This is a genomic window from Exiguobacterium sp. UBA3491 (assembly GCF_002377745.1).
Lineage (GTDB): Bacteria > Bacillota > Bacilli > Exiguobacteriales > Exiguobacteriaceae > Exiguobacterium_A.
The window spans coordinates 16421-30633 of the sequence record NZ_DFQK01000006.1 but is presented as its reverse complement, the minus strand read 5'-3'; the positions used below and the strand labels follow the sequence as shown (position 1 = coordinate 30633).

Annotated in this window: 14 protein-coding genes and 1 other annotated feature; all 14 genes read left to right on the top strand. The window is 48.5% G+C overall.

Translation table 11 applies throughout. The features are described from left to right. The first annotated feature begins 119 nt into the window (after nucleotides 1–119). The 14 genes from B4F99_RS01405 (at nucleotide 120) to B4F99_RS01340 (ending at nucleotide 14076) form a co-directional block, all read left to right on the top strand. Nucleotides 120–575: a CtsR family transcriptional regulator gene (locus B4F99_RS01405; protein ID WP_023466578.1), complete on the top strand. Its 456-nt coding sequence runs from the start codon at nucleotides 120–122 to the stop codon at nucleotides 573–575. 25 nt (nucleotides 576–600) lie between these two features. Further along, complete coding sequence (locus B4F99_RS01400; RefSeq protein ID WP_214856803.1) at nucleotides 601–1029, top strand: hypothetical protein; 429 nt, start codon at nucleotides 601–603, stop codon at nucleotides 1027–1029. After that, nucleotides 1022–2095: a protein arginine kinase gene (locus tag B4F99_RS01395; RefSeq protein WP_195866116.1), complete on the top strand. Its 1074-nt coding sequence runs from the start codon at nucleotides 1022–1024 to the stop codon at nucleotides 2093–2095. The genes B4F99_RS01400 and B4F99_RS01395 overlap by 8 nt, the downstream gene beginning before the upstream one ends. Next, nucleotides 2095–4542 (top strand): ATP-dependent protease ATP-binding subunit ClpC, encoded by a 2448-nt coding sequence (gene clpC, locus B4F99_RS01390; protein ID WP_035413120.1) that lies wholly within the window; start codon nucleotides 2095–2097, stop codon nucleotides 4540–4542. The genes B4F99_RS01395 and clpC overlap by 1 nt, the downstream gene beginning before the upstream one ends. 75 nt (nucleotides 4543–4617) lie before the next feature. Further along, nucleotides 4618–5994, top strand: a complete 1377-nt coding sequence (gene radA, locus B4F99_RS01385) for a DNA repair protein RadA (RefSeq protein WP_029343076.1) — start codon at nucleotides 4618–4620, stop codon at nucleotides 5992–5994. Between the two features lie 127 nt (nucleotides 5995–6121). Beyond that, nucleotides 6122–7207: a PIN/TRAM domain-containing protein gene (locus B4F99_RS01380; protein WP_290754263.1), complete on the top strand. Its 1086-nt coding sequence runs from the start codon at nucleotides 6122–6124 to the stop codon at nucleotides 7205–7207. Nucleotides 7208–7339: 132 nt separating this feature from the next. Further along, a complete protein-coding gene (gene ispD, locus B4F99_RS01375; protein WP_214856805.1) occupies nucleotides 7340–8023 on the top strand; it encodes a 2-C-methyl-D-erythritol 4-phosphate cytidylyltransferase in 684 nt (227 codons plus the stop codon). Nucleotides 8024–8025: 2 nt separating this feature from the next. Beyond that, the gene (ispF, locus tag B4F99_RS01370; protein WP_029343079.1) at nucleotides 8026–8508 is read left to right on the top strand and encodes a 2-C-methyl-D-erythritol 2,4-cyclodiphosphate synthase; all 483 of its coding nucleotides are present in this window, start codon (nucleotides 8026–8028) and stop codon (nucleotides 8506–8508) included. A gap of 43 nt (nucleotides 8509–8551) precedes the next feature. Next, the gene (gltX, locus tag B4F99_RS01365) at nucleotides 8552–10000 is read left to right on the top strand and encodes a glutamate--tRNA ligase (RefSeq protein ID WP_214856807.1); all 1449 of its coding nucleotides are present in this window, start codon (nucleotides 8552–8554) and stop codon (nucleotides 9998–10000) included. Continuing rightward, nucleotides 10000–10218: a binding site (T-box leader), on the top strand. It overlaps the preceding gene by 1 nt. A gap of 27 nt (nucleotides 10219–10245) precedes the next feature. Further along, nucleotides 10246–10947, top strand: coding sequence for a serine O-acetyltransferase EpsC (gene epsC, locus B4F99_RS01360; RefSeq protein WP_081637456.1), 702 nt, complete (start codon nucleotides 10246–10248; stop codon nucleotides 10945–10947). Beyond that, entirely contained in the window at nucleotides 10901–12298 is a 1398-nt protein-coding gene (cysS, locus tag B4F99_RS01355) for a cysteine--tRNA ligase (protein ID WP_029343081.1), read from the top strand. The genes epsC and cysS overlap by 47 nt, the downstream gene beginning before the upstream one ends. After that, nucleotides 12295–12699 carry a Mini-ribonuclease 3 gene (locus B4F99_RS01350; protein ID WP_023466600.1) on the top strand — a complete coding sequence of 135 codons (405 nt, stop codon included), beginning with the start codon at nucleotides 12295–12297 and terminating at the stop codon, nucleotides 12697–12699. The genes cysS and B4F99_RS01350 overlap by 4 nt, the downstream gene beginning before the upstream one ends. 85 nt (nucleotides 12700–12784) lie before the next feature. Next, nucleotides 12785–13549, top strand: a complete 765-nt coding sequence (rlmB, locus tag B4F99_RS01345) for a 23S rRNA (guanosine(2251)-2'-O)-methyltransferase RlmB (protein WP_214856825.1) — start codon at nucleotides 12785–12787, stop codon at nucleotides 13547–13549. Continuing rightward, the gene (locus B4F99_RS01340; protein ID WP_290754886.1) at nucleotides 13546–14076 is read left to right on the top strand and encodes an NYN domain-containing protein; all 531 of its coding nucleotides are present in this window, start codon (nucleotides 13546–13548) and stop codon (nucleotides 14074–14076) included. Before rlmB ends, B4F99_RS01340 begins: the two co-directional genes overlap by 4 nt. Nucleotides 14077–14213: the final 137 nt, after the last annotated feature.

The following is a 14213-nucleotide window of genomic DNA, read 5'->3' as shown; positions in this document are numbered from 1 at the left end:
TGCAGATTGCAGGTCGGTTTTTTTGTGTTTTCTAAAAAGCCTTATCAGTTGCATTTCTTTTTTTAGATGATTACTATTAAATCAAACAATAGTCAAAGATGGTCAGAGAGGTGGTGCCAATGCAAAACATCACAGATATCATCGAAGCCTATTTAAAGCAAATTTTACACGACGAAAAGACGATTGAAATCAAACGTCAAGAAATTGCACAACGTTTTGACTGTGTTCCATCACAAATCAATTACGTCATTAATACTCGTTTTACGGTCGAAAAGGGTTATTTTGTTGAAAGTAAGCGGGGCGGCGGTGGATACATTCGGATTCAAAAAATCGTTGTGCTCGATAGTCACGATCTATTAGACGAAGTCAGTTCATGGATCGGTGATCATTTGACGGAACAAGCTGCAGAAGATTATTTGATTCGTTTGATGAACGAACAATTACTGACGCGGCGGGAAGCTATTTTGATTCAATCGCTGTTGCAAAAAGAGAGTTTGCCAATGGCGGTCGAAGATCAACACCGGATGCGTGCCCACTTGATGCGGACGCTTCTTCAAACCATGAAGCGACTCTAGTCGTCGGACATTGGAGGAATGCATGATGCGTTGTCAACGATGTGGCGAACGAGAAGCAATCGTCCGTGTCAAACTTCCACAAGAATCGGAAACCGATGAGAAGTTCTTATGCTCGGTTTGTGTGCGGGAGTTAGCACGTGAATACCAAGGGACGGCATGTCCGTCTTGCGGTATGACCCGTCAACAATTGCTTCATCTTCGTAAAGTCGGTTGCCCGACTTGTTATTCATTTTTCAAAGACGAAGTCGACGGTATGGTTCGTCAGTTCCAACACGGTCATACGCAACATTATGGCTCGCGACCTGATGAGGAAACCGTTGAAAAACGATTGAACCAGCAACTCAGTCGACTCAAAGAGCAACTTAACCGCAAAATCTTAGCAGAAGATTATGAAGAAGCAGAAATCATAAAACAACAGATTGAGAGTGTCGAGGAGGATTTGCGTCATGTTTGAAGAGTTGCTCCAACACCCTTTAAGCGAATCGATGAATCAATCTTCTCCCTTTGACGACATCGTCGTTTCGACTCGGATCCGATTGGCGCGTAATACGACACGTTATCCGTTCTCAACGATGTTGTCAGAAGCACAAGCCAATGCGCTCATTGAAGAGACCGAACGCCAACTAAACGGGATGAAAGGGTTCCGGTTTGGTCGCGTCGATCAAGCAGATGTTCTGACGCGAACCGCTTTAGTAGAAAAGCATCTGATCAGTCCAGCGTTAGCCAGTCATCCACGGACGGGACTCTTCATTAGTGAGGATGAGCAGATCAGTGTCATGGTAAACGAAGAGGATCATTTTCGAATCCAGACGTTATTACCTGGGCTCCAGCTTGAAGAAGCGTTTCGGATTGCAAAACAAGTCGATCGCTTGATCAGTGAACGATTTAAAATTGCTTTTGATGATACGCTTGGATATTTAACAACATGTCCGAGTAACGTCGGAACTGGTCTTCGTGCTTCCGTGATGTTGCACTTACCGGGATTGGTCCTGACGAATCAGATTCAAGGCTATATCAAACACTTACGACAACTCGGATTCGCGATTCGTGGGCGTTACGGCGAGGGAAGCGATGCCTCTGGTCGCATGTTCCAACTTTCGAACCAACGGACGCTTGGGGCAAGTGAGGATATGCTGATCACGGATTATCAATTTGCCGTCGAAGCATTAATTGAAGCAGAACAGGCAGCACGAAAAGGATTATTGGAGATGTATCAAGAAGAACTAGAGGATAGACTATATCGTTCCTACGGTGTCCTGACATCAGCTCGACTGATTACAGCGCGGGAAGCAACGGAACGGTTATCGGATGTTCGCTTAGCGGACAGTCTGGGACTAGAGGTCAATCTTCCTCCAAATCTTTTTCATCAACTGCTCGTTTCATTACAAACAGGTTTTTTACAAAAGCATTTCGGGAAACAATTAACATCTAGAGAACGGGACATCGAACGGGCGAAACGAATCCGGACGATGTTAACCGAACAGACAAACAGGGATCACACACAAGGAGGTTTTGCATAATGATGTTTGGACGATTCACAGAACGTGCACAACGTGTATTGGCACTTGCTCAAGAAGAAGCAGTACGGTTGGGGCACCACAATATCGGAACAGAACACATTTTACTCGGACTTGTACGTGAAGGAGACGGAATCGCTGCGAAAGCCTTAACAGCACTCGGTCTCAGTTCAGATAAAATTCAGATGGAAGTCGAAGCGTTGATCGGTCGCGGACAAGATGGTGCAACGACGATTCACTATACACCACGTGCGAAAAAAGTCATCGAGTTATCAATGGATGAGGCACGTAAACTAGGTCACTCTTACGTTGGAACAGAACACCTCTTACTCGGATTGATCCGAGAAGGAGAGGGCGTTGCTGCTCGTGTCTTAAATAACTTAGGCATCAGTCTTTCAAAAGCCCGTCAGCAAGTACTCCAGTTGCTTGGGAACAGCGAAACGACAGCAAACGCGTCGCAAGCAGGTTCAGGTGTCGCAACACCAACACTTGATGGTCTTGCTCGTGATTTGACTCAACAAGCGCGTGAAACACGTCTTGACCCAGTCATTGGTCGCGCGAAAGAGATTCAACGCGTCATCGAAGTCTTGAGCCGCCGGACGAAGAATAACCCAGTCTTGATCGGGGAACCAGGGGTCGGTAAAACGGCTGTCGTCGAAGGTCTCGCTCAACAAATCATCAACAATGAAGTACCGGAGACGTTACGCAATAAACGCGTCATGGTACTCGACATGGGGACACTCGTCGCCGGTACGAAATACCGTGGTGAATTCGAGGATCGTTTGAAAAAGGTCATGGATGAGATTCGTCAAGCTGGTAACATCATTCTCTTTATCGATGAGTTGCATACATTGATTGGAGCGGGTGGAGCAGAAGGTGCGATCGATGCATCGAACATCCTTAAACCATCGCTCGCACGAGGCGAACTCCAGTGTATCGGAGCAACGACTCTTGATGAGTACCGGAAATACATCGAAAAAGATGCGGCACTCGAACGTCGTTTCCAACCGATTCAAGTCGCAGAGCCAACAACGGATGAAGCAACACAAATCCTATTTGGTCTTCGCGACCGTTATGAAGCACACCACCGTGTGACGATCACAGACGAAGCGATTCAAGAAGCCGTCACCTTGTCGGATCGATACATTTCGGATCGTTTCCTTCCGGATAAAGCGATCGATTTGATCGATGAAGCGGCATCGAAAGTTCGGTTGCGTTCATACACAGCACCACCGAACTTAAAAGAAGTTGAAGCAAAACTCGAGGGTATCCGTAAGGACAAGGATGAAGCTGTCCAAAGTCAAGAGTTCGAAAAAGCAGCAAGCCTCCGCGACACGGAACAAAAATTACGCGATGAGCTTGAGCGTTTGAAAGAGGAATGGCAGAATAAACAAGGCAACGAAAAACTTGAAGTCACAAAAGATGACATTGCACAAGTTGTTGCCAACTGGACAGGTGTACCGGTCACGAAGATCGCGGAAGAAGAGACGGATCGTCTCCTTCGCCTCGAAGAAATCCTTCACGATCGTGTCATCGGTCAAAATGAAGCCGTTAAATCGATTTCAAAAGCGATCCGTCGCGCACGTGCTGGACTGAAAGATCCAAAACGTCCGATCGGTTCGTTCATCTTCCTCGGTCCTACTGGGGTTGGTAAAACAGAACTCGCACGTGCGGTTGCCGAAGCGATGTTCGGAGATGAGGATGCGATCATCCGGATCGACATGTCAGAGTACATGGAGAAACATGCAACGAGTCGTCTCGTCGGTTCACCTCCAGGCTATGTCGGTTACGAAGAAGGCGGTCAATTAACGGAAAAAGTTCGCCGGAAACCATACTCAGTCATCTTACTTGATGAAATCGAGAAGGCGCACCCGGAAGTCTTCAACATTCTCTTGCAAGTACTTGATGATGGACGCTTAACAGACTCGAAAGGTCGGACGGTTGATTTCCGTAACACGATCATCGTCATGACGTCGAACGTCGGTGCAAGTGCCCTTAAACGTAATAAATATGTTGGATTCGCTGTTTCTGAAGATACAGATCGCGAATACAAAGACATGAAAGATAAAGTCATGGAAGAACTCAAACGGGCCTTCCGTCCAGAGTTCTTGAACCGGATTGATGAAACGATCGTCTTCCACTCCCTCGAGAAACAACATATCGAAGAGATCGTGAAGTTGATGGCGAAAACCCTTGAAAAACGTTTGGCTGAACAAGAAATTCATTTCGAATTGACACCAGCTGCCCTTTCGAAAATCGCTGATATCGGATACGATCCAGAGTACGGTGCGCGTCCAATCCGTCGTGCCCTTCAACGGGAAGCGGAAGACCGGTTGTCAGAAGCATTGCTCGCAGGTGATATCCAAAAAGGAGAGCATGTTGCGCTTGATGTCGAAGAGAACGAATTCATCGTTCGCCGGAATCACGTGAGTTCTGCCGCAACGGAATAAGCACTGAGCACAGGGCCAGCTTTCGCACTTTCTGAGCGAAGCTGGTCTTTTTTTGAAACAGAAAGGATGAATCGATTGGCTAAGTTAAAAACAAAATTCGTTTGTCAAAGCTGTGGGACCGAATCACCGAAATGGATGGGACGTTGTTCTGGATGCGGAGAATGGAACACGATGGTCGAAGAAGTCGTCGAAGAGAAAAAAGGACGGCGCGGTGCCGCTTTTGTTCATACGACGACAAAACAATTAAAGCCTGAACGCCTCGCGAATATCGTCTCGCAAGAAGAGAGTCGTGTCTTTACCGGAAGTGGTGAATTCGACCGTGTCCTCGGAGGCGGCATTGTTCCAGGTTCGATGGTGCTTGTTGGAGGAGACCCGGGGATCGGGAAGTCGACGATCTTACTGCAGACGAGTGCACGGCTTGCCCAACGTGGTGAAAAAGTGCTCTACATCTCAGGGGAAGAATCGCTTAAACAAACCAAATTGCGCGCGGAACGGCTTGGCTTACCGACGCAAGATTTGTTCGTCCTTAGTGAAACGGACATGAACATGATTGAACGTGTCGTTGATGAAGAACAGCCGCGGTTTTTAATCATCGACTCGATTCAAACCGTCTACATTGATGAAATCCAGTCCGCACCCGGGAGTGTGACACAGGTACGTGAATGTACGGCGATGCTGATGAAAATTGCAAAGAGTCGTGGTATTGCAATCTTTATCGTTGGTCACGTCACGAAACAGGGTTCGATTGCTGGACCACGTTTACTTGAGCACATGGTGGATGCTGTCTTGTATTTCGAAGGCGAACGTCATCATACATTTCGGATTCTGCGTGCTGTTAAAAACCGATTTGGTTCAACGAATGAGATCGGAATTTTTGAGATGCGGGAGTCTGGTCTTGAAGAGGTCTTAAATCCGTCAGAAATTTTCCTTGAAGAGCGGACATCCGGCGTATCCGGTTCAACGATCGTTGCTTCAATGGAAGGTACACGAACCGTCCTCGTCGAACTGCAAGCATTGATTTCACCGACGTCATTCGGGAATCCTAGACGGATGGCAACCGGAATCGATCAAAATAAGGTAGCGTTATTGATGGCCGTCCTTGAGAAACGATCGGGTCTTCTCTTACAAACACAAGATGCCTATCTCAAGGCAGCGGGTGGTGTGAAGCTCGATGAACCAGCGATCGACTTAGCCGTCTGTGTTGCCATTGCCTCTAGTTTCCGTGACAAGCCGACGCGTCCGACCGATGTCGTGATTGGTGAGGTCGGGTTGACGGGAGAAGTTCGTCGTGTATCGCGCATTGAGCAACGTGTAGCAGAAGCAGCCAAACTCGGTTTTACACGAGCGATCATTCCGAAAAATAACTTAGGAGGCTGGACGTATCCGGACGGGATTACGGTCGTCGGTGTCGAAAGCGTGGACGAAGCATTACGCGAAACCATTCCGTTTTAAGCTGGAATGACGTAAAAAATGGGGGAACTGTAATGGATATGTAAACAGTTTCCCCTCCTTCCGGCGTAGGTAGTTCAATTCAGTACATGTTACAATGAACTTAAAATAGGCAAAGGAGGTGAGAAGATTGAAAATCGTCATACGGGTATTTTTTGCATTACTCGGACTTGCCCTTGGGATCTTGTTGCTTCCTCAGTTTTTCCAATTGATTGAAACAGCGACAAGTACGACTTTCCCGGCATGGTTGATGAGCGAATACGTAACTGGAACGATTGGTGCACTCATATTCTTATTAATTGGATTATTCATTACGGATTCGGTAATTCGACTTCTCCGATTTTTAGAAGAACGACTCGTCAAAGCCCCAGTAGCAGATCTCTTTTTTGGTACGTTTGGTTTGTTGATCGGATTAGTATTAGCATTTCTCGTCAGTACGTTAATCGACTTAGTTGGGATTCCTGTGCTCAGTAACGTCTTAACGATCTTCGTGACCGCGTTGTTCGGATATCTTGGCTTTACGGTCGGGTATCGTAAACGTCATGAATTGACGAAAATCTTCTTACGTAGCAACCAAAGTGAAAAAAAGACGGCACCTGAAGTCGTCGTTCCAGCAAAGTCGAATAGTAAAGTACTCGATACGAGCGTCATCATCGACGGACGAATCACAGATATCACGAAAACAGGCTTCGTCGAAGGGAAACTGATCGTTCCGCAATTCGTCATTGGGGAGTTGCAGTACATCGCCGATTCTTCGGACACGTTGAAACGAAACCGTGGACGTCGTGGACTCGATGTCTTAAAAGAGTTACAAGAGATTCCCGGTGTTGAGGTCGAAATTTACGATGGCGACTTCGAGGATGTACCGGAAGTAGACATCAAACTGATTAAACTCGCGGAACTCGTCAAAGGGATCGTCGTCACGAACGACTATAACTTGAACAAAGTCTGTGAAGTCCGACATGTTCCTGTTCTTAACATCAATGACCTGGCGAATGCCGTCAAACAAGTCGTCATTCCAGGAGAAGAGATGACCGTTCTTGTCATCAAGGAAGGAAAAGAACAAAAACAGGGCATTGCCTATCTCGAAGATGGGACGATGGTCGTCGTCGAAGGCGGAAAACACCTCATTTCGAAAACGATTGGCGTCGTCGTCACGAGTGTCTTGCAGACGTCAGCTGGACGAATGATTTTTGCGAAACCACAAGAAAAATGAGACACTATGCCTAGAGAGACATCGAGAGGCATTCGGATAGACCCCGCAACGGATTCGATTTCATGATCGAGTCCGTTTTCGGTGTGATGGAATGGATCACGATGATCAGTGAGATAGAAAAGAGGGAATGGGATGTCTACAGCCACATATCGCGTCGTCATCCCCGCTGCCGGTGCCGGTAAGCGGATGGGCGCAGATCGTAATAAATTGATGCTTGAACTAAGAGACCGTCCAATCATCGCTTGGACACTGGATGTCTTCGAGGCAGATCCGGCATGTACGGAAATCATCCTTGCGATCAATCCACTAGAACAGGAATGGTTTACAAGTATTATCGCGTCTTATAAGACATCGATTAGACTTGTCACGGGTGGTGCCGAACGTCAGGAAAGTGTGCTTCGTGGTCTTGAGGCGTTAGAAGGCGAAGGAATCGTTCTGATCCATGATGGTGCCCGACCGTTCATTTCACAAGCAGCGATTCAGGCGGTTGTCCAAGCAGCAGTCCAAGATCAGGCAGCGATTCTCGCGGTACCGATCAAAGATACCGTCAAACGGATCGAAGCAAATCACATCAGTGAGACCGTCCCGCGGGAACGCCTGATGGCAGCCCAGACACCACAAGCGTTTGATCTTGCGACGATTCGCACGGTTCATGAAAAAGCGGCAACGAAATACCTAGGAACCGATGATGCAAGTTTGATAGAATGGGACGGAGGAAAAGTAACGATCGTCCACGGTCACTACGAAAATATCAAGATGACGACACCGGACGATCTATGGTTCGGTGAAGCGATTCTAATGAAACGAGGGAAATGACGATGATTCGAATTGGACAAGGTTTTGATGTACATGCCTTTGCAGAGGATCGGAAATTGATTTTAGGCGGCATCGAGATTCCGCACACGAAAGGATTGCTCGGTCATTCGGATGCAGACGTCTTGTTACATACGATTGCCGACGCGGCACTTGGTGCAATCGCAGCAGGAGATATCGGAAAACATTTTCCGGACACGGATCCGGAATTCAAGGATGCCGATTCAGCAAAATTGCTGCAGCATGTCTACGCGCTCGTTAAACAACAAGGGTATGAGCTTGGCAACCTAGATGCGACAGTCATCGCACAGGCACCAAAGCTTCGTCCGTACATCGACACGATGCGTGCGCGAATCGCGGAATTACTCGAAGCGGACATTGAACAGATCAATGTCAAGGCAACGACGACGGAATGGTTAGGTTTTACGGGACGAGAAGAGGGAATCGCTTGTCAAGCAGTGATTCTACTGAAACGAATCGAAGAATAAGGTATACTAGATAAGCGAATTTTAGTCGAAGGAGTGATTGGCAATGGCAGAAGTACGAGTACGTTATGCCCCAAGTCCAACAGGACACTTGCATATCGGGAATGCCCGGACTGCATTATTTAACTATCTGTTTGCGCGCCACTTAGGCGGTAAGATGGTATTACGAATCGAGGATACGGACCAAAAGCGGAACATCGCAGGTGGTGTCGAGAGTCAAATGAAGAACCTCGAGTGGCTCGGTGTCGATTGGGACGAAGGTCCAGATCGCGGTGGCGAGTACGGTCCTTATTCACAAATGGAGCGTCTCGATATCTATCAAAAGTACACGGACGAGTTACTTGAAAAGGGACTCGCTTACCGTTGCTACATGACATCGGAAGAGCTCGAAGCAGAACGCGAAGCACAAATCGCACGTGGAGAAGCACCACGTTATTCAGGGGCACACCGTAACCTGACAGCAGAACAAGAAGAAGCGTTCCGAGCAGAAGGTCGCACGCCGTCGATTCGGATTCGTGTACCGGAAGATGTCACGTATACATGGAATGATATCGTCAAAGACGACGTCTCATTCGAATCAAAAGACTTCGGTGACTGGGTCATCGTCAAAAAAGATGGCATTCCGACGTACAACTTTGCCGTCGTCATCGACGATCACTTGATGGCGATCAGCCATGTTCTTCGTGGAGATGACCATATTTCGAACACACCGAAACAGATGATGATCTATGATGCATTCGGTTGGGAATACCCGACGTTCGGTCACATGACATTGATCGTCAACGAATCACACAAGAAACTTTCGAAACGTGATCACTCGATCATTCAGTACATCGAGCAGTATAAAGAGCTCGGTTATCTCCCGGAAGCAATGCTCAACTTCATCACGCTTCTCGGTTGGTCACCAGTCGGCGAACAAGAGATCTTCACGAAAGAAGAGTTCATCGAAATCTTTGACGCGGATCGTCTCTCGAAGAGTCCGGCTGTCTTTGACCAAAACAAATTGGCTTGGATCAACAGCCAGTACATGAAACACCAATCGTTCGAAGAAGTATTCGAAGCCAGTCTTCCGTTCCTACAAGAAGCAGGTCGCGTCGAAGCGTCACCTTCAGAAGAAGAGCTCGCTTGGGCACGTGATCTCGTCGCGTTATACCGCGAACAGATGACGCATGGCGCGGAAATCGTCAAGCTTTCAGAGATGTTCTTTGAGGACGAAGTGGTGTATGATGAAGAGGCAAACACTGTCTTGAGTGGCGAGATGGTTCCGACTGTACTTGCAGAATTCGCGAACCAGTTACGTGCTCTCGAAGAGTGGACACCAGAAGCGATTAAAGCATCGATCAAAGCGACGCAAAAAGCGACTGGTCAAAAAGGAAAGAACTTATTCATGCCAATTCGTGTCGCGACGACAGGACAGACGCATGGTCCAGAACTACCGAACACGATTCAATTACTAGGAAAAGACCGTGTGCTTGCACGGCTTGAAGCAGAATAACGAAAGCGTAGACGAGGAAAGTAACGATGCGTCTTCTTCTCCAGAGACAAGCTCGAATGGTGCGAGGGCTTGAAGAAGCGAATCATGAAATGCCCCTCTGAGTGCTGCCCGAAATCCGTGAGAGTAGGCGCAGACGTATCTCCGGCGTTAACGGACGTCAAGAGGGACGAGTCAATCGTCCAAACAGAGTGGGACCGCGCTTCGTTAGCGTCTCTGTGCAGCAATGCATGGAGGCGCTTTTTCTTATGGAGAGGAGAACGTATATGACACGGATACGAGAAGATATCCGCAATGTGTTTGAGCAAGATCCAGCTGCCCGCAGCACGTTAGAAGTCATTTTGACATACCCGGGCTTACATGCGATTTGGATGCATCGCCTGGCCCATCGGCTCTGGAACGCGAAGTTTCGCTTGCTCGGTCGATTGATTTCGCAATTCAGTCGCTTTTTGACAGGCATCGAGATTCATCCAGGAGCAACGATCGGACGCCGATTCTTTATCGACCACGGGATGGGTGTCGTCATTGGTGAGACGACGATCATTGGTGATGACGTCACGTTGTTTCAAGGCGTGACACTCGGCGGAACGGGGAAAGAAACAGGAAAGCGTCATCCGACGATTGAAGACGGCGTACTTGTCTCTGCCGGTGCCCGTGTCCTTGGTGATATCACGATCGGGGCATACTCGAAAATCGGTGCCAGTTCTGTCGTCTTAAAACACGTTCCTCCAAATGCGACCGTCGTCGGCATTCCGGGACGTGTCGTCATTCAGGACGGTATGAAGGTCGAAGCACCACTTGATCATCGTTTCCCGGATCCGGTCAGCGAATGCCAAGAGCGGATTGAAATGGAACTAGAAGTATTAAAACAAGAAATTGAACGGATTAAAGGAGGGCGACGTCATGATTCAACTGTACAACAGCATGACCGGAAAAAAGGAACCATTTAAACCATTAGAAGAAGGAAAGGTCAAGATGTATGTCTGTGGTCCGACGGTATACAACTACATTCATATCGGCAACGCACGTCCAGCCATCGTCTTCGATACGGTCCGCCGCTACTTCACATATCGCGGATATGAAGTCAAATATGTCTCGAATTTCACGGACGTCGACGATAAGATCATCCGGACAGCGAACGAACTCGGAGAAGACTATCATGCGTTGACGAAACGTTTCATCGAGGCGTATCACGCGGACACGGGCGCCTTGAATGTTCAAAAAGCAGACATTCATCCACTCGTCACGGAAACGATGGACGATATCATCGCATTCATCGAAGTTCTCGTCGAAAAAGGCAATGCCTACGCTTCAAGCGGAGATGTCTACTTCCGGACGCGTAGTTTCAAGGATTACGGACAATTAAGCCAGCAGTCAATCGACGAGTTGCGTGCAGGCGCACGAATCGAAGTCGGAGAGAAAAAAGAAGATCCGCTTGATTTCGTGCTCTGGAAAGCAGCAAAACCAGGGGAGCCGGCATGGACGAGTCCATGGGGCGAAGGACGACCAGGCTGGCACATCGAGTGCTCGGCGATGGCGAAGAAATACCTTGGGGAGACGATTGATATCCACGCTGGCGGACAAGACTTGAAATTCCCGCACCATGAGAATGAGATCGCCCAGTCTGAGGCGTGCAACTCGCAGAAGTTCGCGAACTACTGGATGCATAACGGGTTCTTGAACATCGAAAACGAGAAGATGTCGAAGTCGCTCGGTAACTTCCTGACAGTCCATGAAGCGATCCAAGCGGTCGATCCGATGGTGTTACGGTTCTTCATGTTATCGGTTCAGTATCGTCACCCGATCAACTATAGTCGTGAACTGATCGATCAAGCAGCGAATGGTCTCGCGCGGATTCGGGAGTCGGTCGCAAACATCGAACACCGTCTTGAGATGACGGCCGATCTCGGAACAGGTGACGAGAAGTGGTTGAATCGTCTAGCGGCGATCAAGGAACACTTCATCACATCGATGGATGATGATTTCAATACAGCGAACGCTGTGACGGATTTGTTTGATCTCTCAAAAGAAGCCAACCTATACCTTGGAGAAGCGCATGTATCGAAACAGGTGCTCGAACAGTTCCTCGCACTCTTCTCGGAATTATCAGGCGTCCTAGGTGTGACGTTGACAGTTGATAAAGGCTTACTCGATGAAGAAGTCGAACAGTTGATCGAAGAGCGGAACACAGCCCGTCAAAATCGTGACTTTGCACGAGCAGATGCAATTCGCGACCAATTACGTGACCAAGGCATTCTGCTCGAAGATACAGCGCAAGGGATGCGGTGGAAGCGCGGATGAAGAACTACAAACAACTGAACGCACTCGCGTTAGCGTACATGGGCGACGTCGTCTATGAGATTCGTGTGCGCGAGCGATTGCTCGAACAAGGCTACGTGAAGCCGGGCGAGTTGCATAAAGCAGCTGTCCGGTACGTTCGGGCACAAGCACAAGCGACGGTCGTGACACACTGGTTGAACACGGATGCGTTGACGGAAGAAGAGGCAGCGGTCGTCCGGCGCGGAAAGAACGCGAAATCCGGTTCTGTTCCGAAGAGCACGGACGTCCATACGTATCGCTACGCGACAGCATTTGAAGCATTGCTCGGTTATATTTATCTTTCAGAAGGAGGGGATCGCCTTGAAGAACTCATCGGACAAGCGTTCGAATTACTCGAAGCCGAAAAAACAGACGAATCCTAAGGCTACAAGCGCGAAGCCAAAAACGAAGGCACAGCGTCCAGCACCAGAGAAACGAAAAGCCGCTCCGGTCAAGGAACAGCCTGTCGTGATCGAGCCACTCGAAGAAGGACAAGATTTCTTGTCAGGTCGTAATCCGGTCCTAGAGGCATTACGGAGTGGACGAGAGATGAACAAGCTGTTCTTGCAAGAAGGACAACAAAAAGGACCACTTGCCGTCATCCATGCGATGGCGCAGGAAGCGGGCATTCAAATCCAGCTCGTCCCGCGTTCGCGGTTAACCGGTTTAGCTGGAACGGAAAATCACCAAGGTGTCGTCGCAGCGGTAGCGGCGTACGAGTACGCCGAGATGGAAGACATCTTCAAGCTGGCACGTCAAAAGGATGAAACACCGCTCTTGATCCTACTCGATGAACTGGAGGATCCACATAATCTCGGATCAATCTTGCGGACGGCAGATGCTGTCGGGGCACACGGGATCATCATTCCGAAGCGTCGATCAGTCGGATTGACGCAAGTCGTCGCAAAGGCATCAACAGGCGCGATCGAACATATTCCTGTCGTTCGCGTGACGAACCTTGCGCGGACGATGGAAGATCTAAAGAAACAAGGCATCTGGTTCGTCGGAACGGATGCGCGCGAAAGTGATGACTACCGGACGCTCGATGGGACGATGCCACTCGGAATCGTCATTGGAAGTGAAGGAAAAGGAATGAGCCGGCTTGTCCGTGAAAAATGTGATTTCCTCGTCCACCTCCCGATGGCGGGACATGTCACATCGCTCAACGCATCGGTTGCTGCTTCATTATTACTATATGAAGTCTACCGGACTAGAAAGCCGTATGCGCGATGAAATATGATCGTCTCATCGTAGATGGCTATAATATCATTGGCGCATGGCCAGAATTTCGGACGTTGCGGGAGCAAGATTTTGAATTGGCACGGGAACGGCTGATTCATGCGATGGCGGAATACCAAGCTGTCACAGGTCTCAGCGTTACGATCGTCTTCGATGCCTATCTGCAACCAGGACGTGAGTCTCGGATGCTAAAAAGCGGAATCGATATCGTCTATACACGGGAGAACGAAACGGCAGATGAATGGATTGAAAAGACAGCTGCTGATTGGTTACAGGACATCCGAGTCAAGTTGACGGTAGCGACGAACGACTACACGGAGCAATGGGTCATCTTCACGCTCGGCGCACTCCGCATATCGGCGCAAGAGCTCCGGCGAGAGTGGAAAGCGGCAGTCGCTGTCATCAAACAACAGACGACGTCTGCGAAGACGACGGATCAACCGCGCTCGAAGATTGATTTACCAGAAGACGTCGTCGCACGTTTAGAAGCGATCCGTCGTCGAAAGAATTCAGATACATGATATGAACCATTCGTATGAGCAATCCATCGTTCTTCATTTGGAAGAATGGTGGATTTTTTTATAGAAAAGATACATGTTGGATGCAACAAAAGAGGTCATGCCAATTTTCATTGTCGTGCGACAGGTAATTATTGTAT

Coding starts and splice junctions, on each gene's coding strand:
- B4F99_RS01405 (WP_023466578.1), top strand. CDS start 120: ATGCAAAACATCACAGATATCATCGAAGCCTATTTAAAGCAAATTTTA.
- B4F99_RS01400 (WP_214856803.1), top strand. CDS start 601: ATGCGTTGTCAACGATGTGGCGAACGAGAAGCAATCGTCCGTGTCAAA.
- B4F99_RS01395 (WP_195866116.1), top strand. CDS start 1,022: ATGTTTGAAGAGTTGCTCCAACACCCTTTAAGCGAATCGATGAATCAA.
- clpC (WP_035413120.1), top strand. CDS start 2,095: ATGATGTTTGGACGATTCACAGAACGTGCACAACGTGTATTGGCACTT.
- ispD (WP_214856805.1), top strand. CDS start 7,340: ATGTCTACAGCCACATATCGCGTCGTCATCCCCGCTGCCGGTGCCGGT.
- ispF (WP_029343079.1), top strand. CDS start 8,026: ATGATTCGAATTGGACAAGGTTTTGATGTACATGCCTTTGCAGAGGAT.
- gltX (WP_214856807.1), top strand. CDS start 8,552: ATGGCAGAAGTACGAGTACGTTATGCCCCAAGTCCAACAGGACACTTG.
- epsC (WP_081637456.1), top strand. CDS start 10,246: ATGGAGAGGAGAACGTATATGACACGGATACGAGAAGATATCCGCAAT.
- cysS (WP_029343081.1), top strand. CDS start 10,901: ATGATTCAACTGTACAACAGCATGACCGGAAAAAAGGAACCATTTAAA.
- B4F99_RS01350 (WP_023466600.1), top strand. CDS start 12,295: ATGAAGAACTACAAACAACTGAACGCACTCGCGTTAGCGTACATGGGC.
- B4F99_RS01340 (WP_290754886.1), top strand. CDS start 13,546: ATGAAATATGATCGTCTCATCGTAGATGGCTATAATATCATTGGCGCA.